This window comes from Phytobacter palmae (assembly GCF_039409775.1).
In the GTDB taxonomy this organism is placed as follows: Bacteria; Pseudomonadota; Gammaproteobacteria; order Enterobacterales; family Enterobacteriaceae; genus Phytobacter; species Phytobacter palmae.
In genome coordinates, this window is the sequence record NZ_JBCIVJ010000015.1 from 44877 (window position 1) to 65761 (window position 20885).

A 20885-nucleotide genomic window follows, 5' to 3' on the forward strand; every position below is an offset into this window, starting at 1 on the left:
GCAGAGGCCGCGGTGCGTGTTTATCAGGCAGGAATACTGGCGATTTTACTCATGCGTGACCAAATACGGTGCGCGCGCAATAATCCCAGGAAATCATCCATGCTGCTGCCCGCGGCATCGTCGGCCTGTACCACACCTTCTTCACCCTGCGGAGCAACCTGTAAAACGGTGCTGAATTGACGGGCATCTCCCAGCAGCGTAATGGGTTTTAAATGTTTGTAAGCTTCCAGCAGATAGTAAAGCGCATCGCCATTATTCACGAGCTGGCTGAGATCGCCACCTGGCACGATGACACCATCCACCGTCAGCGATGGTGCGCCCGCAAAGGTTCCCGCGACAGGTAATACTGAGCCATCATCGGCAACGACATTGCCCATTCGGGAATAGAGCAATTTTGCGTGCACACCTTCTGCCTTAAGACGTTGCAGGATCTTGAGCACATCGTCGGCACGCGTTTTATCATTCAATAACACGGCGACGATACGGCCTTTGATGGAACCCTCCGGGATGGCATAGAGGCTGAGCGAGGGATCTTTTTTCAGGCCGTTAACGTCTTTCGGCGGCGCGATGTTGCGTTGTTCTTCACTGAGCGTAATGCCGAGGTTCCCGGCGACGGCATTCGCCAGATGAACGTCAATATGCGCCAGTTGATCAACCACCCGTTCACGAATATATTCGCGCACGACTTTACTCAGCTCGAAGCTGAAAGCATCGATAATATGCTGCTGTTCGAATGGCGTCTGGCTTAACCAGAACAGCCGTGGATGCGCATAATATTCTGCAAACGAGGGGCTGCGTTCGCGAATTTTGCCGCCTTCGACCCGTTCCTGATACGACTCGAATCCGCCCCGTTTGGGGCCAGGCGGCGTCTCGCGTGGCCAGTTATCATTAATCGAGTTGGGTTCATAATTTGCCGGGTTAGTATCGATATCCATTCGATGCATGCCGTCGCGCTGAAAATTATGGTACGGGCAGGCAGGACGGTTTATCGGGATCTCATGAAAGTTTGGCCCGCCAAGGCGGCTAATCTGCGTATCCGTATAGGAAAACAGACGTCCCTGCAGCAGGGGATCATTAGAGAAATCGAGGCCCGGGACAATATGACCGGGGTGAAACGCGGCCTGTTCGTTTTCAGCAAAGAAATTATCCGGATTACGATTGAGCACCATTTTGCCCACCCGTTTTACCGGCACCAGCTCTTCCGGGATCAGTTTCGTCGGGTCAAGGAGATCAAAATCAAATTTAAATTCGTCTTCCTCAGGAATCAGCTGTAATCCGAGCTCATATTCCGGGTAATCACCGGCTTCAATCGCTTCCCACAGATCGCGGCGATGAAAATCGGGGTCACGTCCGGTCAGTTTCTGCGATTCATCCCACACCAGGGAGGCTTTTCCTGCCAGCGGTTTCCAGTGAAAGCGCACAAATGTTGCCTGGCCTTCGGCATTAATCATGCGAAAGGTATGAATACCAAAGCCTTCCATTGTGCGATAGCTGCGTGGGATCCCCCGGTCAGACATGGCCCACATAACATTATGTAATGTCTCCGGCTGCAGCGAGACATAATCCCAGAAGGTGTCATGGGCGCTCTGCCCCTGGGGAATTGCCCAGTGAGGCTCTGGTTTTACCGCATGAACAAAATCCGGGAATTTATGTGCGTCCTGAATAAAAAAGACGGGCGTGTTATTGCCTACCAAATCGAAGATACCCTCCTCGGTGTAAAACTTGGTGGCGAATCCACGAATATCCCGCACGGTATCGGCGGAGCCCGCGCCCCCCTGAACCGTTGAAAAGCGCACAAATACCGGGGTGATTTTCTCCGGGTCAGAGAGGAACGCTGCTTTGGTGATAGCTGATAAACTTTCGTAAGGCTGGAAATAGCCATGGGCGGCAGAGCCGCGTGCGTGGACGATGCGCTCAGGGATGCGCTCGTGGTCGAAATGGGTGATCTTTTCGCGCAGGATGAAGTCTTCCAGCAGCGTTGGTCCACGCGTGCCTGCCCGCAGTGAATTCTGATCGTCTGCGATGCGTACACCCTGATTCGTCGTCAGTGGAAAATTCTCACTCCCCTTACGAAAGGCTTCCAGCGCAGTGAGCTTCTCATTGGCGGTATTGGGGGCCTTTAAACTGCCTGGCGCGGTTGGTTGCTCACCGGGCGCAGAGAGCCGGGGGGAGGGTTGATGGGAACCATCTGCCGGCGCCAGAGAATCCAGACCGGGTTTTGACTCACTTGCATCATGTACAGGTGATTGATGATTTTTAGGGCTTTGTTCTTTATCCGACATTGAGCACATCTCCTGTTTTCATTGCTGAAAAATGGTCGTTGCTTTGGCAAAACCCTTCTAACTATAGAACAACTCAGGACAGTGCTCAGGCGCAACGGCTACGGGCGGGCAGGTAAAACGGCAAAAATCCGCAGAAAATCAGCCCGAAGGCGACGCGCGGGGTGACGATCGGCTATGATAGGACTTTCGTGTTAGTGGAATTCGTTTTTGTGAACTCTTCGCTTATGAAACCTTTGCGCCATCAAAACCGTCGTGTTATCAGCTATGTACCCCGTATCGAGCCTGCACCACCTGAACATGCTGTGAAGGTTGACGGGTTTCGTGACGTCTGGTTATTGCGCGGAAAGTATGTGGCCTTCGTGTTGCAGGGCGAGCGTTTTACGCGTTCACCTGTTTTCAATGTGCCTGAATCCGCTCAGCGCTGGGCAACACAGATTCGCCAGGAAGGTGAAATCGACGAATAAAAAAACCGCCTGCAATGACTTGTCAGGCGGTTTTCGTTTCAGATATCGCGAACTTAGCGATGTGCCAGTTCGGCGTCCTCTTCACTGTTCAGAATGGTTTTGTCCGTCTGTTTAAGCCACTGGCTGGTCAGCGTACCTGCGGTCATTGAGCCGCTGACATTAAGCGCCGTACGCCCCATGTCGATCAGTGGCTCCACCGAAATCAGCAGTGCAACCAGCGTTACCGGTAAGCCCATCGCCGGCAGCACAATCAGTGCGGCGAAAGTCGCGCCCCCACCCACACCGGCGACACCCGCAGAACTGACCGTCACAATACCTACCAGCGTCGCAATCCACATCGGATCCAGCGGGTTGATGCCGACTGTCGGGGCAACCATTACGGCCAGCATTGCCGGGTAGAGCCCTGCACAGCCATTCTGACCAATGGTCGCTCCGAACGAAGCGGAGAAGCTGGCGATAGACTCAGGTACACCCAGACGGCGAGTCTGTGCTTCCACATTCAGTGGAATAGATGCGGCGCTGGAACGGCTGGTAAACGCGAACGTCAGTACCGGCCATACCTTACGGAAGTATTTCAGCGGGCTGATCCCATTTACCCCCAGCAGCAGGCCATGCACCACAAACATAATGCCAAGACCAATATAGGAGGCGATAACAAAGCTACCGAGTTTAATAATGTCCTGGATGTTAGAACCGGCCACAACTTTGGTCATGAGTGCCAGTACGCCGTACGGCGTGAGTTGCATAACCAGACGCACCAGTTTCATTACCCAGCTTTGCAGCGTATCAATGGCGGTAAGAACACGTTCGCCTTTCGGCGCATCGTCTTTGAGCAGTTTCAGGGCGGCGACACCCAGGAATGCCGCGAAAATCACGACGCTGATAATGGAGGTTGGGTTTGCACCAGTCAGATCGGCAAACGGGTTCTTCGGTACAAACGACAACAGTAGCTGCGGTACGCTCAGATCGGCCACTTTGCCCACATAATTGGTCTGAATAGCCGTCAGACGTGCCGTTTCGGCGGAACCCTGAACCAGTCCTTCGGCGGTCAGACCGAAGAGGTTGGTCATCATGACGCCAACCAGGGCTGAAATCAGCGTGGTAAACAGCAGGGTGCCGATGGTTAAGAAGCTGATTTTACCCAACTGAGAGGCGTTGTGCAGGCGGGCAACGGCGCTCAGAATAGAAGCAAAAACCAGCGGCATAACAATCATCTGTAGCAGTTGCACGTAGCCATTACCGACCACGTTGAACCACTGAATTGAGTTTTTCAGTACCGGGTTATCTGCGCCATAAATGGCCTGCAACGCAAGGCCAAACACTACGCCCAGACCTAAACCGGCCAGCACTTTTTTTGCCAGACTCCACTGTTTGTGACGCGTTTGCGCCAGCAACAGCAGCAGTGCGACAAACACTACAACGTTTGCGATTAAAGGAAAGTTCATCCCCGTTCTCCTGATCTCATTATAAGGCCGGCATCCAAAGGTCAGCCAATGGCGGAAGGTTAGCAGAAGAGGTCTGCAAGCCTTATATCCAAATGGAATGAATTATGCCGTAAGGGAAGAAAATGGCGGTTTAATGGTCGATCTGTTGATGTATAAAGCGATTGAACTGATTTTGCAGCAAATTAATCACCTGTGATGACCAGCGCACTGCACTATTATCGGGCAATGTTTGTGGCATCCACAGCGCCCAGGTGAACAGGGCCATGCATAACACACGTTCAAGTTGGTTACCACGCTGCGGCGAGAGCAATGGCAGACGGAATCGCCAGCGGCAGGGCCAGAGCAGAGGTACACCCGCCGGGGTTATCATATCGGCAAGAATATGGCTCAAATAACCCAGAACCAATCCCTGCAAGGCATCTGCCGGGATGATCCAGCTATCGGGCACTTTGAGATAGAACAGGGTTAACCCAATAAAAACGGCCAGCAGACTATGGGTAAAACCACGATGACCGAACATGCGGGCCACGGGCTTTGAGATCCATTTTAGCCGCTGCCCAAGAAAGGACTTCGGGTGATCAATATCGGGCAGAAGGCAGGTCAAAATTGCTGAAGGAACAATATGCCACCAATCCCCGTGTGCCAGCACAGGCGTCAATTCGGCATTTTTGGCAAACACCGCGCAGGCAATAGAAAAAAGCAGGTGTCCTTCCGCCGTCATGATAAAACTCGCTAAACTGTCGATGCATACAGTATAGGGTTTTTATACAGTAGGCGGAAGAGGTGACGGTGTAACTCTTTGTCACAAGAATGACATTTAACGCGCCAGCCAGCCACCATCCACGGCAAGGGTAAAACCATTAATATAGTCCGAGGCCGCAGAAGCAAGAAAGACCGCCGGGCCTTTGAGATCATCCGGGTTTCCCCAGCGACCGGCCGGAATGCGATCAACAATCTCCTGGTTACGCTCTGCGTCTTCCCGTAATGCCTGGGTATTGTTAGTTGCCATGTAGCCAGGGGCTATGGCATTAACATTAATATTATGTGATGCCCATTCATTGGCCAGCAGACGGGTCAATCCCAGAACACCGCTTTTGGATGCCGTATACGACGGTACGCGGATACCGCCCTGGAACGAAAGCATAGAAGCAATATTGATGATTTTCCCACCGCCACCCTGAGCAATAAACTGGCGGGCGACAGCCTGAGAAAGAAAGAAGACCGTTTTAACGTTGAGATTCATCACATCGTCCCAGTCTTTCTCGCTAAATTCGAGTGCGTCGCAGCGGCGGATGGTCCCGGCGTTATTGAGCAAAATATCAATGCGACCCATCTGCGAAACGCTCTGGCTGACAATGTCATTAAGGCACTCTTGTTTGCCGAGATCGGCCTGGATAGCAAGGAACTTGCGGCCCAGCGCAGTGACTCGTTCGGCGGTCTCCTGTGGTTTTTTACGGCCAACGCCGACAATATGGCATCCTGCTTCGGCAAGCCCCAGCGCCATTCCTTGTCCCAGACCGGTATCGCAGCCGGTGACGATAGCGACTTTATTTGCAAGCGAAAAGGCATCAAGAATCATAATTCCCCCGGGTCCCGGTTATTGTCATATTGCCTGAGATGAGGATAGGGGCAGAGAGGAAGAATTACAAATAAATTGAAACGATGTTTTAAAAAAATAAACCAGAGACAGTTCAGACCGTCTCTGGTGGCAGGGGTTAGCCGCAAAGATGCGCCACGGTAAGCTCTTCAAGGCTGGATAACTTCACATCAGCCAGCGCATAACGTGGGTCATCACGGTTCTCTTTCGCAGGTACCACGACAGAACGCATCCGTGCGGCTTTACTGGCAATCATTCCATTGACGGAATCTTCCAGCGCCACACAGGTGAGCGGGTCGACGCCAAGCTTCGCGGCGCAGTCCAGATAAACCTGCGGATGGGGTTTGCTGTATGGCAGCTTTTCGGCGGAGGCCAGCGCATCGAAATTATCGCGCAGGCCAAACAGAGAGAGCGTTTTTTCCAGCATATGCAGCGGTGATGCCGAAGCCAGCCCCACTTTCAGCCCGCTGGCTTTGCATAGGGCAATCGCTTCGCGCGCGCCAGGAAGCAGCGGGCGCGTCTCTTCCACCAGGGTAATGGCGCGACTGATGATGCGATTCGTAACTTCATTACAGTCCGGACCACTCCATGGCTGGCGGTCGAACCACAGGCCAACAACCACATCAATGCGCAGACCAAGGGTATCCGGTAGCTCATCGCGGCGGGTGGTATCAACCCCAAGGCTTGCCATGACATCCAGTTCAGCGCGATCCCAGAGTGGCTCTGAGTCCATAATTAATCCATCCATATCGAAAATGGCAGCGAGTATTTGTCGCGGGGCAGACATTCACACCTCTCTTTTTTGCGTCAGAACACAGGGAGAAACACTTTTTATGGTCAGAAGGTCATCATACCGTCTTTAAAGATCGGGCGAAAATGAATATGAGAGGGTAGACTTAGGCGGAAAACGGAACGTCTCACAAGGGGAATCCATGACGTATCAACAAGCTGGACGCATTGCCATATTAAAACGCGTCCTGGGGTGGGTTATTTTTATCCCGGCAGTGATTTCGACAATTATTTCAGTACTTAAGTTTATGTATGACCACAGTGAAAAACAGCCGGGCATTAATGCCGTTATGCTGGATTTCGCGCATGTGATGATTGAGATGATTCGGTTTAACACGCCATTCCTCAATTTTTTCTGGTACAACTCACCCACGCCGGATTTTCATCATCAGCTTAATATCGGTTTCTGGATTATTTTCGTGCTGATTTTTGTCGGGCTGGCGCTGCAGGCCTCCGGGGCAAGGATGAGTCGCCAGACGCGTTTTCTGCGTGAAAACCTTGAGGATCAACTGATTCTGGAAAAAGCAAAAGGTGCCGAAGGGCTGTCACGAGAAGAGATCGAAGCGCGTATCGTGGTGCCACATCACACCATCTTCCTGCAGATTTTCCCGCTCTATGTCCTGCCTGTCATTTGTATCGTCGCAGGCTATTTCTTTTTTTCGCTGCTCGGCTTCCTTTGACAGAAAAGGCCATCTCAGCGTGGCCTTATCGTTGCATCAGGCGGCAAGTACCCGCTCCAGCGCTTTTTGCGCCGTTACCAGGTGCTGTCCACCGAACAGAATCGCCCGGTTAAAGAGAGTATAAAGCTGATACACGGGCTGACGGTCGAGGAAATCGCCGGGTAAGGGGCATACGGACTGGTAGCCATCATAAATTTGTGGTGGCTGATCCGGATGCAGCGGCAGCATCGCCAGGTCACATTCTCTGTCTCCCCAGTAACACGCCGGATCGTAAATAAACGGACCGTCCGGACCGAGCGCACAGTTTGCTGACCACAGATCGCCATGTAGCAACGATGGCTGAGGCTGATGCGAAGCTAGGCGCTGCTGAACATGTTCGACAATGGCGTCGATATTGCCAAACTCCAGCCCTTTTTCGGCTGCCAGCTCCAGTTGCCAGCCGATACGTTGTTCGGCAAAGAACGTTGACCAGCGACGTTGCCAGGCATTGGGTTGCGGTGTTGTCGACAGGTCGTTATCAAAATCAAGACCGAACTGCGGCTGGTCGCTCCACTCATGCAGCCGCGCCAGCTGCTGGCCGAGTAAAAAAGCGCTGTGGGCATCAAGAGGGCGGGCAGGGAGATATTCCATTACCAGGAAGCTGTAGTCGCGGTCGCTGCCGACGGCGAGAACTTTGGGTACGCGTACCGTGTTACTGCGGGAGAGCAGTTCAAGCTGGTCAGCTTCTGCGGTGAAGATGGGCAGTAATTCCCGTTCATCGCATTTTACAAACAAATCCTGACCACCATAACGCAGGTGCCATGCAGCATGGATTTCTCCACCTGGCAACTCGTCACGCTGTTCGATCTCACCATCACCGAGTTGTTCGCTTAACAGACGACTAATTGCTTGCCACATGATATGTCCCCCATGTTATCAGCCAGATCATAAGGTTAGCGCACTACTGCTATGAAAAAATACGAACCAACGCACACCTGCGCATCCTGGGACGGACAATGGCACTTATTGTGTCTCTTTTTGCCATGCTTCCCAGGTCGTTACGCTAATGTCAGGCTTCCCGCTGACAACACTATCTGCAAGGCCACTGGCCAACTCACTGACCTCTTGTTCGTTCAGCGGGCTGATAAGGCCAAAGGTATTTGTCCCAAGATCATGCACCTTGCCTTCTTCGTCCGTGAGAGTCAGCAGAAACCCGGCGCGCGTAAATTGGTTATTCAGTTCATTGATTTCAGCCAGGCTCTGCTCGTGAAATTTCACTGTGACCACGTAGCGGGTAATACCGTCGCTGCTCATAATTCACCTCGTTGTTATCCTGAATTTTTTTAGCATAGTCGGCGAAGGGGATTTGTCGACTGCGGCAGGGGAAGGAAAGCCCTCGCAGTAAGGCGAGGGCGCATTTTCAGAGATTGCGCAGGTAATCGTAGATTTTTTGTGTGTCGGCGCGGGAACACAATTTGGTCCCCTGATTGATTGTCGCAGCACTCCCGGCGGCGACACCGAACTTCACCATGTCTTCAAGCGATGCGCCTTCGGCAAGTTTCAGTGTCATCGCGCCAACCATACTGTCGCCTGCGCCTACGGTGCTCTGGCTTTTCATCGGTGGCGGCACAGCCTGGACACACTGGCTACCATCGACAGCCAGCGCGCCCTGTGGACCGAGAGAAACAACGACCCGTAACGCTTTGCCCTGACGAACAATCTCTTTTGCAGCATTCTGAACGTCATCGGGCTGCGTCAATTCCCGTCCTGCCAATGCGCTGAGCTCTTTCTGGTTCGGCTTGACCAGTTCGATATTGCCGATATCGAGCGCAGCGGAAAGGGCATCGCCCGAACTGTCGACAATGCAACGGATACCTTTTTGTTGCGCCGCTTTAATCAGTTGCGTCAGTTTTGTCACGTCAATACCCGGCGGCAGGCTACCGCTAATCACAAGGATCGCGCCGCTCTCAATGGCGAGCACTTTCTCTTCCAGCAGGCGGAATTCATCAGCAGTCAGGGTGGCGCCAGGCATCACAAAACGGTATTGCTCGCCACTGGCCTCAACATGCACGTGCAGATTTTGCCGGGTCCAGTCGTGCGTTTCGACGCATTGCGTGGGAACATTTTCATCGGCAAGCAGCGCCGTCAAATGTTCGCCTGTAGCGCCTCCTGCCGGGAAAATCGCCGTGGCTTTTCCCCCAAGATGAGCGATGGCGCGCGCAACATTAATTCCTCCGCCTCCGGGTTCAAAGACAGGTGCACTACAGCGAAGTTTCCCTTCCGGATAAATGTGCGGCGTAAGCGTCGCGCTATCAAGGGATGGGGCCAGCGTCAGGGTATAAACCGATACCATAATGATCTCCTTTTACGGTGAGTATATTAATTCTGGCATCTGATACTCAGAAGACAATGTAAATAAAGCGATGATTTAAAATATGAATTTTCGATAAGTTGAGATCAAATTTTTATACATTTAATGTCTATTTGAGATCTGTCTTATTCAAAAAATGAAATAAGAATTCATTGCTATGTTAAACGGGGCTTTTTATAATTTGTTACCTTTCAATGGACCGTTGGTCGTTGATCCACCTGAAAGTTTCCGGGACCGTTACGGTCTCTTTTTTAGTTGTTCGGACTCCTTATAAATGAAGCTTTTTAAGACAGTACCCGTGCTGATTGTTCTCGCGGGAGGCGTGCTTGCGTCGTTGAATGCTGCCGCAGATGACACCGTTTTTACTGTTATGGATGACCCCTCCACCGCCAAGAAACCGTTTGAAGGTAGCGTTAACGGTGGTTACCTGGCCCAGTCTGGTAATACTACAAGTTCTTCTCTGACCGCAGACTCTACCCTGACCTGGTATGGTACAACCACCGCATGGTCTTTATGGGGAACCGCGAGCAACACTTCATCAAATGATGAACGTTCCTCAGAGAAATATTCCGTAGGTGGACGTAGCCGTTACAACATGACGGATTACGATTATCTGTTTGGCCAGGCAAGCTGGTTGACCGATCGCTACAACGGTTATCGTGAGCGTGATGTTCTGACCGCTGGTTACGGTCGTCAGTTCCTCAATGGTCCGGTGCACAGTTTCCGCTTTGAATTTGGTCCCGGTGTTCGTTACGACGAATACACTGACGGGGACACCAAAACGCAAGGTCTGGGCTATGCCTCTGGGACCTATAGCTGGCAGATGACGGACAACGCCAAATTCACACAGGGCGTCTCTGTGTTTGGTTCAGATGACACGACACTGAACTCTGAGACCGCGTTAAATGTTGCTATTAATGATCACTTTGGTCTGAAAGTGGCATACAACGTGACCTGGAACTCTCAGCCGCCTTCATCGGCGCCAGAGCATACCGATCGCCGAACCACGGTCTCCCTCGGCTACAAAATGTAACCGAACCGGGCCGGGTTCTCCGGCCCTTTATTTTCCTAAAGATGCTTTGTTTGCCAGCGCAATGGCATTGCTAATGGCCGATTTTGCCTGCGGACTGTTTTTCCAGCAGGTTGATCCGACAAGTGCCGCACCCTGGGCGAGGATATCGTCAACGGATGCGCTACTAAGTTGATCCAGTGAACTAAATCCCATTTGCTCCAGACGTTCGATAACTTTCGGGCCAACACCTTTACAGGCGAGCAGGGCAGCGCGTTCTTGTGAGGTAAAAGACATCGACATTTCCTTATTGTGATGATCACCTTACTGTTGATATTCAGTATTATTAATGAGTAACAAAAGAATAACAAACCACCGAAAGTCGTGATCACCTCATGGGGGAGTGAATGGGTAAGACAAAAGATGCCGAATTGTACGAAGAAATGTGCCGGGTTGTCGGGAAAGTGGTACTTGAGATGCGAGACCTTGGCCAGGAACCAAAACATGTGGTGATCGCCGGGATGGTGCGAACGATGTTGGCGAATCAGCGTGTGCCGCGTAAGGAATTAACCAAACAGGCCATGGCGGAAGTCATCCGCGCGCTTGGTTTTGAAGCTTCCTGAGGTTCTTTTTTGGTGAGCCAGTCGACGGACACAGAAAATAGTCAAAGGAACCAATATCAAACAAGCAGTACATTCCCACTTTTTTTAGTGTTACCATCCTCTGACGCAATGAAAAGTGTGAGCCATGATGGCTTTCATTGACGTAACAGATTACGCGCCAATTTAGCGATTGTTGGTTAGATGGCGGCGTAATTTATCTCGATTAAACAAATATTTACTTCGTATGTGATCTTTCGTGTAAGACATGTGCGAAGTTTCACGTGATTCCACTCCGTTTCAATCCCTCCGTTTAAACCCTCATCAGCTTTGACTTTCTCCCGTCTCGGTGTTTCACTTCGTTTCTCTCTGTGCGTGTTTGTGCCACGCTATTTTTGTACACACCTATGTACACAGTAAGGAAACGAGATGCTCACTGATGCGAAACTGAGGAAGTTAAAAGGAAAACCGTGTGACAAGCGTTACGAACTATCAGACGCCGCCGGCTTGTCCGTCAGAATAACACCCGCAGGTATGATCGTTTTTCAGTTTCGCTACCAGTTCAATGGGAAGCCGCGTCGAATGTCTCTCGGCCAGTATGACGAGGTTTCGCTAAAAGAAGCCCGTGAAGCCGTTGTAGAAGCAAAAAAGATTTTAGGTACCGGAAAAGACCCGATCACCGTCAGAGAAATGAAGCTGGATAAACAGCGTTCGTCACCCACAGTTGAGGCATGTATAAAAGCGTGGCTTGAAAGTGCACCCGCCAAACGCCTGGTAAAACACGATCACTGGGAAAGGGCGCTAAATCGCCACGTTGTGAGCCAGGTTGGTTCAATGGTCGTTGAAGACATGGAGGTTAAGCACTGGGAGCCTGTATTTGCCAGAATGCGAGCAAACGGCGCTGAGACGTTTGCTGGTGAAATGCTGTCGCGCATGAAAACAGTATTTTCATATTGCATCCGTACCGGGCTCATACGTTTTAATCCCGTTGCTGAACTGCGTGTGATGGATGTCGGTAAGCCTGTAAAGACCGGAAAACGCGTTTTTAACGACAAAGAGATCGGCGCATTCTGGTTAGCTGTAGAAGCTTCGACCATCACTGAACAAAACAAACTGATGTTGAAATTGCTGTTGCTGACCGCGTGCCGGGGTGTAGAAATGCGGCTCGCTAAAAAGAACGAATTCGACCTCGAGGGAAAGGTCTGGTACGTGCCGGAAAGCAGTTCGAAAACGCGGGAGCCCTTCGAGCGAGGATTGTCTGCCGAGGCCGTGAGGTTATTAAAACAAGCGTTTGCTCTTTACCCTGATTTTCAGCAGGTCTTCCCCCCTGCGGCAAAAAAAGAAGACCGGCCAATGGCTGCGGGCGTTCTTCTTAACCTTGCCGCCCAGCTTCGTGATGATCTGGATATTCCGCACTGGTCCATCCATGACCTGCGCCGAACTGCCAAAACTAAAATGAGTGAGCTGGGTGTTCAGCCCCATGTTTCGGAAAAAGTGCTGGGCCATAAACTCGCCGGGGTACTCGCGGTTTATGACCAGCATGCATACATCAAAGAACAGCAGGATGCGGTAGAGCGCCTGGCCGCTCATATTCATTCCTGTGTTGGCTCTACCAGGCCCTGAGATTCAAAAAAACTCATCACATCACAGTAACGATATTGCTCGCCACCGCGCCCCGGGTTTGTGCCGGGCGCTGGTGATGGAAAGGGCGTTCCGTTTTTTTGCCAGGCCTGGCGTTTTCTCCAGAACGTCGTGCGTGAAATGCCGCCCAGCATAGCCTGTACATTCTCACGGTTTACCAGCACTGGTGGAATAGTAACTTTATGCATTCTGCTCTCCCTATGGCCCCTGCCGGGGCCAGTAAATTCAACGTAAGTGCTTACCGCGCTTTTCTGCGTCAGCCTGGCAACTCGCACACATCCGGCAGCCTGGCATTGCCCGGCGCCGAGCCTCTTCAATCGCATCACCGCATTCATCACAGTGAGTCGCTGATACCGCGGTTCGGTTAATGCGCATACTGGCAACGGTCAGATCAATACGCGCCTGTGCCAGCTCGTTGGCGGCGTCGATAGTGTCAGGTTTCATGCTGCATTCTCCCCGGGTAGGGGTTGTAACCCATCACTTAAAGTTTTCTCGATGCGTGTTAAAACACCGCGTAGCCTTTGGATTTCTTCGTCACCAGTAAGTCGGCGTGTAGCCTCCCAGAGCGTGCGGATTAACACATACATAGGCACATTTGGTTCAAGGCCCAAGGCTTTCGCCAGGTCCTGCTGCGCATCTGTAAGCCTTTCCTCAGCCTCTTCACGACGCTTGCGTCTGCGTTCAATCTCTTCCTGGCTTTCCTTGCGAACCTCTTTAAGGCGTTCATCCCTGGCCTTAATTTCCTGCTCCAGGCGTTCTTTTGACCGATGAGCACGACACACAAGATCGGCAATCTCAGCACCGTGGGTTTTCATAAGTTTTTGGTCAACAAAGTAGGTATTAATTGCGCGGCTTTTAATTTGTGTGCGTTCTACCTGCCGGGTAACACCATCCATCAACAATTTCATCCATGCATCGCGTGGTAGGTTATCTATCTGGCGCATGGTTGGTCCTTTCAGGGTGTGCCAGCCTGTTTCTTTCCGGATCATCAGGCCGCAGCCTTCCGGAATGTCGCTTTTCTTGAGTAGCCCTTCTGGTACCGCAAACACTACGCCGCCAGCGTATTTAAAGTATTTGGTGTACTTCCCGGCCGTGACGTCTGCGCGGAAGTCACTCACGCTAACCTTCACCTCATAAACCACCGGGCAAAATTTGCTGTAGCTATGGGCCATTGCATAAACGTCAGGGCGGCATGTGCCGGATGGACCAAGTTGCATATCTTCCCAGCAGATGCGGGCAGTGTTTTGGCGTAGGTGTTCAGCCAGATCGTGCGCTAATTCGTTATGCCCCCATTTCATTCTTCACGCTCCGGATCGAATTTGTCCCAGCAGTTGATTTCGATATTCCGCTGCAGGCGACGCTCCGCGACTTCTTCCACGCTGCGGCCAGTCAGTTCTGAAACAACCGGGTTACTGTGACGGGCCAGCAAAGCAAGTTCCTCAATACTCCACTCCATAAATCCTCCTGTGTGGGAGGGTTTCCCCTCCCGACGTTGCTTAGCCCACGTATTCCGGTTTCATATCCAGCAGCGTTACGCTGTATTTTTCGTACAGTTCATCGCCGAGGTGACGCCTGGCCGCCGTCAGTGATTTCTCAACATCAAGAAAACGGGCTTCGGCATCCGGTTCATCTGGCTGTGGCAGGGAGTTGATAGCCGCTTCCACTTTGTTGCGGGCATCGACCAGGTAATAGCGTTTGACCGCTTTGTTTTTCAGTTCGGTGAACAATGCTGAACCCAGTACCGCTTTTTGCGATTCGATATCAGCGCGCACGGCTTTGGCACTGTCGACGTCCTCAGCGGTATCTATGCGGTCACGGAAGTCATCGGCCAGCAAATCAATGGAATGTGTGGACTCCTGCGCGCTGGTGGTTGTTTCCACCTCGGCAGTGATCTCCTGCACGGTCTTTCTCGCCCCAGAGACCGGATTAATTTCTTTCTCCGTTCGTTCTTCAACCTCATCAGGGCTGTAAACACCTAAAATCACATCAGGGCAATACAAACGCGCCCAGCGTTTTACGGCGAGATAAGCAAGCTGCTGACGCGGGTCGCTGGCCCACAAGGTTGAATTACGCACCTGAGCCTGAGACAACATCAAAACCAGTTCACGCGGTTCGTCCTCGCCCTTCATTGTTGCCCATACACGGATCCCTACACCTGCCTCGTCTTTTAAATCCCAGCCTGGGGCAATGTACTTATTGCCCTTGGAACTGGTTTTCTCTACGAAACGACCCACGATGTTTTCCCATGCTCCAAACCATTCGTAATGCAGGCGGTCTTTTGTCGGTGACATGTTGGTTACGACGGCGTTTAACCGACTGGATGAGATGGCAGCCGGTACTAACGTTGATCCGATCCACATCTCAACAGGCCTGCTGTATTCCGGTATTGCCGCGAACGGCGAGTCGAAAGGCAAAAGGTACAACGAAATTGCCACCAATATGATGTTCGATCATGTAGCCGTGTTGCTGGACGAACCCGGTGCAGGCACGCCAGGCGAAGGCGTTGGAATCTTCGTTAATGCCGAAGGTGAAGAACTCGAAATCGAAGTCGTAAATCTTGCTGATTCCGACTCTCCCGACCCGCAAGACCCCTCATTCAAAACCTTTTTCAACCAGCTAAAGGCGTTTTTCAGCGCCAACAGCGACTCAACCCATAAGGAAACAGACCCGATGAAAGAACTCATCGTCAATGCGCTGAAAGCCAAAGGTAAACCGGTTGACGGTAAAACCGATGCCGAGCTGATGGACGCATATAACCAGATGCTGGCGGAAAACGCCGACAGAAAAGAAGAAACGCCGGAAGAGAAAGCCGCACGCGAGAAGAAAGAGGCTAACGACAAGAAGGCGAAAGAGCAGGCCAACAATAACCAGGAAGCCCCTGCATGGTTCGCTCCATTCGCCGAGAAGTTGAACGCGATCGAGTCCGGTCTGTCGGTAAATGCAGACAAAGTTAAAAGTGAAATGCGCGCTGCTGTGAAAGCGAAGTTCGGCCTGGACGACCTCGCAGTAAACGCACTCGACGGCGCGGCTCTGGAAGGCTTCTACGCGCAGTGCCAGACATCAACGGGCCTGAATGGTGCATTCCGCCAGGCGAACAACAACCAATCTTTCAGCGAAATGCCGGAGTAAGAAATGGCTAAAGACGGGAAACATGTAATTCATGCGGGCGGAATTTTTGCCAACCCGCAGTTGCACCGGGAAGGCGCTGCGGCTGCTGATACCAAACCCGGAACCATCGGATTCTTCGATAACACCACGAAGAAATTCACGGCATCGGTAGACGGCAATGAAGACGCCATTCTCTATGTGGCCAACTATGACTATCTGCGCTGTAAAACGGTGGATGACACCATTGCCGCGGGTGACTGGGTAGTCGCGATGCATCCAACGCCCGGTGTTTTCTTCAACGTCCCTGCGGCGGCCGGCACGTACACGAAAGGTCAGCCGCTTTCAATCGCCAATGGCTTCGTAAAAGCGAAGGCCGCTGGTGAGTCTGTCCGCGCTTATGTCGAAGAGGACCGCGCATACACCATTGCCACCGCAGGCGATCTCCTGCGCGTCGTCATTAAGTAAGGAGCAACGAATGTTTGCATTTTCAACACGACAGGCAACCGAGACCCGAAACCTTGAGGCAAACACGGCTCAGTTTCAGGAGTTGCAGTTTGCCCGTAATGCCAGCGCCCAGGCTGTAGCAGATTTCATTGCCCGCACCCGCGCGCGTGGTGAAGCTGCCAATGCCCCGGTACTGGATGCAGTGAACGCAGTGGATGATATCCGCCGTCTGTATCGCACTTACGACCAGACCGTGCTGGCTGAATTCCAGCCCAATACCGAATTCACGTTACTCAACGATCTGATGCCTCTTTCCCGGTCTGTACGACTGGAAGAATCGGTATATGAATATGCGCGCACGGGTGGTCGCGGTTGGGCTCACACCTCAATGTCCGGCCAGATTGGTGCGGCGCTTGATGCGAAGTCCTATACCTTCGACGGCACGATGGTTCCTATCCACGATTCCGGTTTTAAGTTCAACTGGCGTGATCCGGTGTTCAATAAAGGCTCTGCACTGTCGTCTCTGGCCGACGCCCAGGCTGGCTCAGTCGATGATGTGCGCCGCCAGTACGTGGACTATATCTGGAGCGGTTTCCGCGATGCTGCGGGCAACTTCATTAAGTTTGACGATAAAACCTGGAAAGGCCTGCGCGCTGATGAGCGTGTCGCTCAAATTACGCTGACCTTCGATTTCGCGACCAGTACGGATCCGAAAGCTATTCGCGCCCAGGCCATTGCGCTGCGTGATGTGCTGAAACTGCAGAACTATCAATACGGCGAGCAGACCTGGTACGTTTCCAGCGAAATCATGTCGAACTGGGAACAGTATTTCGATGTGAACTCCCTGCGCACAGTGCTGGAAGAGATTAAGAAGCTCTCCGGCATTAAAGACATCAAAGAAGACGCCAAGCTATCCGGCAATCAGATTCTGGTTGTACCGCTGGGTGCTGGGGTTATCGCTCCGATTGTCGGCCAGGCGTTCGGTACCGTTGCCGATCCTCGCCAGTTCTACAACAGCGACTACGTATGGCGCACCTGGGGTGCTGCTGGTCTGATGGTTAAGCAGGACATCAGCGGTCACTTCTCTGTCGTTTACGCCTCGAGCTAAGGAAACACCTATGGCACTTGTAAAGATACTGGTAGCGAACCTCTTTGCCGGTGCCAGCTTCCAGAAGCTGGAGGCTGGTAAAGTTTATGACGTCGATGATGCGGTTGCTGAGAACTGGATTGCAGCGGGCAAAGCTGAGGCAACGAAAGAAAAGGGCGAGACGCTGCTGTTTGAGGTGGCTACGCCCTCGACACCCCTGGCAGTTGAAACCACCGTGCTACAGGAGCAACTCGACAATGCTCTTGCGATGGTCGAACAGTTAAAGGCCGAAGCGACAGTGAAGGATGTTGCTCACGCGGAAGCCCTGGCTGCTGAAACAAAACGCGCAGATGTAGCAGAAGCGGCACTGGCAGAAGCAACCAAGAAGGCGAAATAATCATGGCTGACCCAATCACAGCGGCAGACGTGCAGGCGTTCCTCGGTGAATTGGGTTATTCCATTCCCGGCGCGTTGCTGGATCCGATCCTGTGCGTGGTGAACAAAATCATTCCGTGCCTCAATGGTGCCGGCTATGACGAATGCACCGCAAAGCTCATCCTGATGTATGCCGCCGCGTTGATGGCAACGTCTTCCGGCGCCCGCCGCATCAAATCACAGGGGGCACCATCTGGCGCGTCGCGTTCGTTTGATTATGGCGAAGACAGCATCACATGGTTACGCGATTCTCTGTCCCACCTCGATACGGGCGGGTGCACCAGTGCACTGCCAATCAGCGCCGGTAATAGTGTCGGATTTTTCGATGTGGTGGGGGGCTGCTGATGGCCTGGATATCCGTTAAGCAGCGGCTGCCTCCTTCATTCTCGCGCGTATGGGTAATCATCGATACCGGGCAGCAAACGACAGCGTACGTCAAATCGGACGGTGAGTGGTTCATTAACTGCCCGCACATCCGGGCGACAGGCGCGGTTGTGCTGCAATGGAGGGAGTAGGCCATGTCGTCAATAGCCAACTGGTCATACACCGCTAAGGCAACTATCTGGCGAAAGCTTGCCGGGAAAGACGAGAACGGAGATCCGCTGGGTTATGCGGAACCAGAAATCATCTTATGTGATTATGAGGGTGGTCTTTCGAAGCGCATAGGTAGCCTTGGCACTGAAATCGTCGTGAACAATACCGTCTGGACAGAGGCACTGGCAGCGGCAGGGGATTACCTGCTGATTGGAGAGTCGACAGAAACGGACCCGGTCAGAGCTGGCGCTGACGAAGTGCGGCAGGTTATCCGCTATGCCGACACATTTGAGCGTCTCGCGGATGATTACGCTATTCTGACGGGAGTCTGATCTATCTGTACAATAATCGGTATAAATCATTAAATGGAATGAAAAATGAGAGATGGTGGATATTGGCTGCTGGTAGGTTTAATTCTTTTAATCGCTTCAATAATGTTATACAAATCAATTACCTATATTCGCTGTGGTATCTATACGAAAACCTTTAAAGGATCACGCCAGGACGAATGTATTCATAAAAATAAAACACCTCTCGTGTACTGGTTTCATGTGATTTTTGATTTAATAGCGAGCATCAGTATGCTCTATGTGGGTTTCTGGTTTTTAGATTGGGTTCCCCCATTTAACGAATTGTATGAGAGGATACGTTCAGTTTTATCATCATTGATATCCGCTTTTTGATGAGGACATTAGATCGAATCCGGTACTAATTATTAATCCTTTGCCTGACTCAACCTCGCCATGGCGGGGTTTTTTATTATCTGGAGAAAATCATGGGCGTTAAGGTGAAAGGGATTCAGCAGGCCAAGGATAATCTGAACCGTATCATTGATGACATTAAGGGGAGAAAAGTTGTTCGCGGAATTCAGTCTGCCTTGCTCATCGTTGGCGCCCAGGCGGCGATTTATACGCCTGTAGATACTTCAACACTTCTCAACAGTCAGTTTCGCGAAATAATGTTGAACGGAACACGCATCACCGGGAGGGTAGGCTATTCAGCAAACTATGCTGCGTATGTCCACGCTATGCCGGGCAAACTCAAAGGTCAGCCTCGCGCGCACTTCGGTAAAACCAGAGAAGGGCAGGAGTTCGGCGGCGGTACGGGTACTGGCAACTATTGGGACCCACACGGTGAACCTCAGTTTCTGACAAAGGCAGCCAACGAGACCAGAGACCAGATTGATGCCGTGATGCGCAAGGAGTTGGCGCTATGACACCCATGATGCATGAGCGCGTCCGTAACATGTTCGGCGACGCCGGACTTACAGGCGGTTTCACGGTGCAGAAGCTGTTATACGATGACCCTGGCGACTTGTCGACGGCGGTGATGGTATTCAGGCCAAACGGTGGCTCAGCAATCAGGAATGCGCTGGGCTCGGATTATTACGTCCTCGTCGATGTTGTCGGCGCGAAGGACAAGCGCGGCGATGCGCTAAATGCAGTGCAGCGCATTGTTGATTATGTCCAGGCCAATCCCATGGCTGATGAGTGCGTCGGCTATATCCAGAATATGGGCGCAATTCCCGCGCCGGTGCTCACAGAAGAAGGGCGAATAGTTTTCCGTCTCCAGTTCGTCTGCACCTATGGCGATTAGCCAATCCCAACCAAATAACCCGCTACGGCGGGTTTTCTTTTATACGTCAAAGAGGAGTTTCACATGGCTGATTGCCAGAACTCAAACGAGCGCCTGTTCGGTGGCGCGGTCGTGCTTGAAGTCGCCGATGGCTGCCCGGATGTCAAACCGCTTGAATCTGAGTGGAAGTCTTTAGCTGCGGGCACGTCGAAGGGGTTCGACTTTAACCCGAACAGCGTGACCAGTGATGCAGATGACGGCGGCGGCTATGTCGAAACCATCATCACCAACAGTGATTTCACTCTCAGCTTTGAGGGTGAGGTTCGCAAAAAGGATAAGCTGGATCAGTACGGCGTTGGCCGGTACATCGCTTATTTTGCTGGTGAGCTTAAGGCCAAGCGTCAGCCCGGTCTGTGGGTGCGCATGGATTATGGCCCGGTTGAGTTTATCGGTTATATGAACATCACGGCGCTGAGCTCTGACGGTGGTACCAACGACATCGTGACGTTTTCTACTGAGTTCAAAGTCGGCGATGCGAGCACTATCGAAGTGAACGAAGTCACCGATATCCCTGTGACTGGCGTGACGCTTACCCCGACAACCAGCACCGGGGCTGCAGGCGGTACCAGCACGTTTACGGTGAATATCGCCCCGGCCGATGCCAGCAACAAAGGCTTCACCATTGCTACGACTGACGCAACGAAAGCCACAGCAACGGCTTCCGGAAATACAGTCACGGTCACCCGTGTTGCGACGGGTACCGCGCAAATCGTCGTTAATACGGTCGACGGCAATAAGGTTGCCACGCACACCGTTACCGTCAGCTAATGGCTATTACAAAGGGCG

At 52.1% G+C, this 20885-nt stretch carries 26 protein-coding genes and 2 pseudogenes; 14 read left to right on the forward strand and 14 right to left on the reverse strand.

The window, feature by feature from the left end; all coding sequences use genetic code 11:
* Window positions 1-23: 23 nt before the first annotated feature.
* On the reverse strand, window positions 24-2282 hold the full coding sequence (gene katE / locus AAIG39_RS17760) for a catalase HPII (protein ID WP_343194404.1): 2259 nt from the start codon (window positions 2280-2282) through the stop codon (window positions 24-26).
* A 209-nt stretch (window positions 2283-2491) separates the two neighbouring features.
* Between katE and cedA the strand changes: the two genes are divergently transcribed.
* Window positions 2492-2746 (forward strand): cell division activator CedA, encoded by a 255-nt coding sequence (gene cedA / locus AAIG39_RS17765; protein ID WP_090086819.1) that lies wholly within the window; start codon window positions 2492-2494, stop codon window positions 2744-2746.
* Between the two features lie 53 nt (window positions 2747-2799).
* Here cedA and AAIG39_RS17770 read toward each other — a convergent pair whose 3' ends face one another.
* The 4 genes from AAIG39_RS17770 to hxpB all read right to left on the reverse strand — a co-directional run bounded on the left by AAIG39_RS17770 (window position 2800) and on the right by hxpB (window position 6575).
* Window positions 2800-4191, reverse strand: a complete 1392-nt coding sequence (locus AAIG39_RS17770; protein ID WP_090086541.1) for an L-cystine transporter — start codon at window positions 4189-4191, stop codon at window positions 2800-2802.
* A 130-nt stretch (window positions 4192-4321) separates the two neighbouring features.
* Window positions 4322-4912: a metal-dependent hydrolase gene (locus AAIG39_RS17775; RefSeq protein ID WP_090086545.1), complete on the reverse strand. Its 591-nt coding sequence runs from the start codon at window positions 4910-4912 to the stop codon at window positions 4322-4324.
* Window positions 4913-5008: 96 nt separating this feature from the next.
* Window positions 5009-5770 (reverse strand): 2-dehydro-3-deoxy-D-gluconate 5-dehydrogenase KduD, encoded by a 762-nt coding sequence (kduD, locus tag AAIG39_RS17780; RefSeq protein WP_343194405.1) that lies wholly within the window; start codon window positions 5768-5770, stop codon window positions 5009-5011.
* 136 nt (window positions 5771-5906) lie between these two features.
* On the reverse strand, window positions 5907-6575 hold the full coding sequence (hxpB, locus tag AAIG39_RS17785) for a hexitol phosphatase HxpB (RefSeq protein WP_343194406.1): 669 nt from the start codon (window positions 6573-6575) through the stop codon (window positions 5907-5909).
* 145 nt (window positions 6576-6720) lie between these two features.
* On the opposite strand from hxpB, the gene AAIG39_RS17790 reads away from it, so the two are divergent.
* Window positions 6721-7257, forward strand: coding sequence for a YniB family protein (locus tag AAIG39_RS17790; RefSeq protein ID WP_343194407.1), 537 nt, complete (start codon window positions 6721-6723; stop codon window positions 7255-7257).
* A gap of 36 nt (window positions 7258-7293) precedes the next feature.
* Here the strand turns inward: AAIG39_RS17790 and AAIG39_RS17795 are convergent, their stop codons facing one another.
* From AAIG39_RS17795 to pfkB, 3 genes are all read right to left on the reverse strand, one after another.
* Entirely contained in the window at window positions 7294-8154 is an 861-nt protein-coding gene (locus AAIG39_RS17795; protein WP_090086553.1) for a fructosamine kinase family protein, read from the reverse strand.
* Window positions 8155-8259: 105 nt separating this feature from the next.
* Complete coding sequence (gene ghoS / locus AAIG39_RS17800) at window positions 8260-8550, reverse strand: type V toxin-antitoxin system endoribonuclease antitoxin GhoS (RefSeq protein WP_343194408.1); 291 nt, start codon at window positions 8548-8550, stop codon at window positions 8260-8262.
* Between the two features lie 106 nt (window positions 8551-8656).
* A complete protein-coding gene (gene pfkB / locus AAIG39_RS17805) occupies window positions 8657-9589 on the reverse strand; it encodes a 6-phosphofructokinase II (protein ID WP_343194409.1) in 933 nt (310 codons plus the stop codon).
* A 292-nt stretch (window positions 9590-9881) separates the two neighbouring features.
* On the opposite strand from pfkB, the gene AAIG39_RS17810 reads away from it, so the two are divergent.
* Window positions 9882-10640, forward strand: coding sequence for a DUF481 domain-containing protein (locus AAIG39_RS17810; protein ID WP_090086559.1), 759 nt, complete (start codon window positions 9882-9884; stop codon window positions 10638-10640).
* A gap of 27 nt (window positions 10641-10667) precedes the next feature.
* On the opposite strand, the gene AAIG39_RS17815 is transcribed toward AAIG39_RS17810, so the two are convergent.
* Window positions 10668-10913: a nucleotidyltransferase family protein gene (locus tag AAIG39_RS17815; protein WP_090086561.1), complete on the reverse strand. Its 246-nt coding sequence runs from the start codon at window positions 10911-10913 to the stop codon at window positions 10668-10670.
* Between the two features lie 110 nt (window positions 10914-11023).
* Here AAIG39_RS17815 and fumD point away from each other — a divergent pair, with 110 nt between their 5' ends.
* A complete protein-coding gene (fumD, locus tag AAIG39_RS17820) occupies window positions 11024-11239 on the forward strand; it encodes a fumarate hydratase FumD (protein WP_090086563.1) in 216 nt (71 codons plus the stop codon).
* Between the two features lie 405 nt (window positions 11240-11644).
* Entirely contained in the window at window positions 11645-12838 is a 1194-nt protein-coding gene (locus AAIG39_RS17825; protein ID WP_343194410.1) for a tyrosine-type recombinase/integrase, read from the forward strand.
* Here AAIG39_RS17825 and AAIG39_RS17830 read toward each other — a convergent pair.
* The 5 genes and pseudogenes from AAIG39_RS17830 to AAIG39_RS17850 all read right to left on the reverse strand — a co-directional run.
* Window positions 12808-13044, reverse strand: a complete 237-nt coding sequence (locus AAIG39_RS17830; protein WP_079496497.1) for a hypothetical protein — start codon at window positions 13042-13044, stop codon at window positions 12808-12810. The two genes, AAIG39_RS17825 and AAIG39_RS17830, sit on opposite strands and share 31 nt — an antisense overlap.
* A gap of 37 nt (window positions 13045-13081) precedes the next feature.
* On the reverse strand, window positions 13082-13300 hold the full coding sequence (locus AAIG39_RS17835) for a TraR/DksA C4-type zinc finger protein (protein ID WP_343194411.1): 219 nt from the start codon (window positions 13298-13300) through the stop codon (window positions 13082-13084).
* Complete coding sequence (locus AAIG39_RS17840) at window positions 13297-14154, reverse strand: MmcB family DNA repair protein (protein ID WP_343194412.1); 858 nt, start codon at window positions 14152-14154, stop codon at window positions 13297-13299. Before AAIG39_RS17840 ends, AAIG39_RS17835 begins: the two co-directional genes overlap by 4 nt.
* A complete protein-coding gene (locus tag AAIG39_RS17845; protein ID WP_343194413.1) occupies window positions 14151-14312 on the reverse strand; it encodes a hypothetical protein in 162 nt (53 codons plus the stop codon). Before AAIG39_RS17845 ends, AAIG39_RS17840 begins: the two co-directional genes overlap by 4 nt.
* A 40-nt stretch (window positions 14313-14352) precedes the next feature.
* Window positions 14353-15168 (reverse strand): annotated as a pseudogene (locus tag AAIG39_RS17850) (RecT family recombinase); the annotation flags it as partial.
* Here AAIG39_RS17850 and AAIG39_RS17855 point away from each other — a divergent pair.
* The 9 genes and pseudogenes from AAIG39_RS17855 to AAIG39_RS17895 all read left to right on the forward strand — a co-directional run.
* A pseudogene (locus tag AAIG39_RS17855) lies at window positions 15167-15985 on the forward strand (DUF2213 domain-containing protein); the annotation flags it as partial. The pseudogenes AAIG39_RS17850 and AAIG39_RS17855 overlap by 2 nt on opposite strands.
* Before the next feature lie 3 nt (window positions 15986-15988).
* On the forward strand, window positions 15989-16429 hold the full coding sequence (locus tag AAIG39_RS17860) for a hypothetical protein (protein WP_343194414.1): 441 nt from the start codon (window positions 15989-15991) through the stop codon (window positions 16427-16429).
* Between the two features lie 10 nt (window positions 16430-16439).
* Window positions 16440-17516 (forward strand): major capsid protein, encoded by a 1077-nt coding sequence (locus tag AAIG39_RS17865; RefSeq protein WP_343194416.1) that lies wholly within the window; start codon window positions 16440-16442, stop codon window positions 17514-17516.
* A gap of 10 nt (window positions 17517-17526) precedes the next feature.
* Entirely contained in the window at window positions 17527-17892 is a 366-nt protein-coding gene (locus AAIG39_RS17870; protein WP_343194417.1) for a hypothetical protein, read from the forward strand.
* 2 nt (window positions 17893-17894) lie between these two features.
* Entirely contained in the window at window positions 17895-18275 is a 381-nt protein-coding gene (locus AAIG39_RS17875) for a DUF7370 family protein (protein ID WP_343194418.1), read from the forward strand.
* A gap of 173 nt (window positions 18276-18448) precedes the next feature.
* On the forward strand, window positions 18449-18796 hold the full coding sequence (locus AAIG39_RS17880) for a hypothetical protein (protein WP_343194419.1): 348 nt from the start codon (window positions 18449-18451) through the stop codon (window positions 18794-18796).
* Between the two features lie 443 nt (window positions 18797-19239).
* Window positions 19240-19680 carry an HK97 gp10 family phage protein gene (locus AAIG39_RS17885; protein WP_343194420.1) on the forward strand — a complete coding sequence of 147 codons (441 nt, stop codon included), beginning with the start codon at window positions 19240-19242 and terminating at the stop codon, window positions 19678-19680.
* Window positions 19677-20060: a phage tail termination protein gene (locus AAIG39_RS17890; protein WP_343194421.1), complete on the forward strand. Its 384-nt coding sequence runs from the start codon at window positions 19677-19679 to the stop codon at window positions 20058-20060. The genes AAIG39_RS17885 and AAIG39_RS17890 overlap by 4 nt, the downstream gene beginning before the upstream one ends.
* 63 nt (window positions 20061-20123) lie before the next feature.
* Entirely contained in the window at window positions 20124-20867 is a 744-nt protein-coding gene (locus tag AAIG39_RS17895; protein ID WP_343194422.1) for an Ig-like domain-containing protein, read from the forward strand.
* The last annotated feature ends 18 nt before the right edge of the window (window positions 20868-20885 follow it).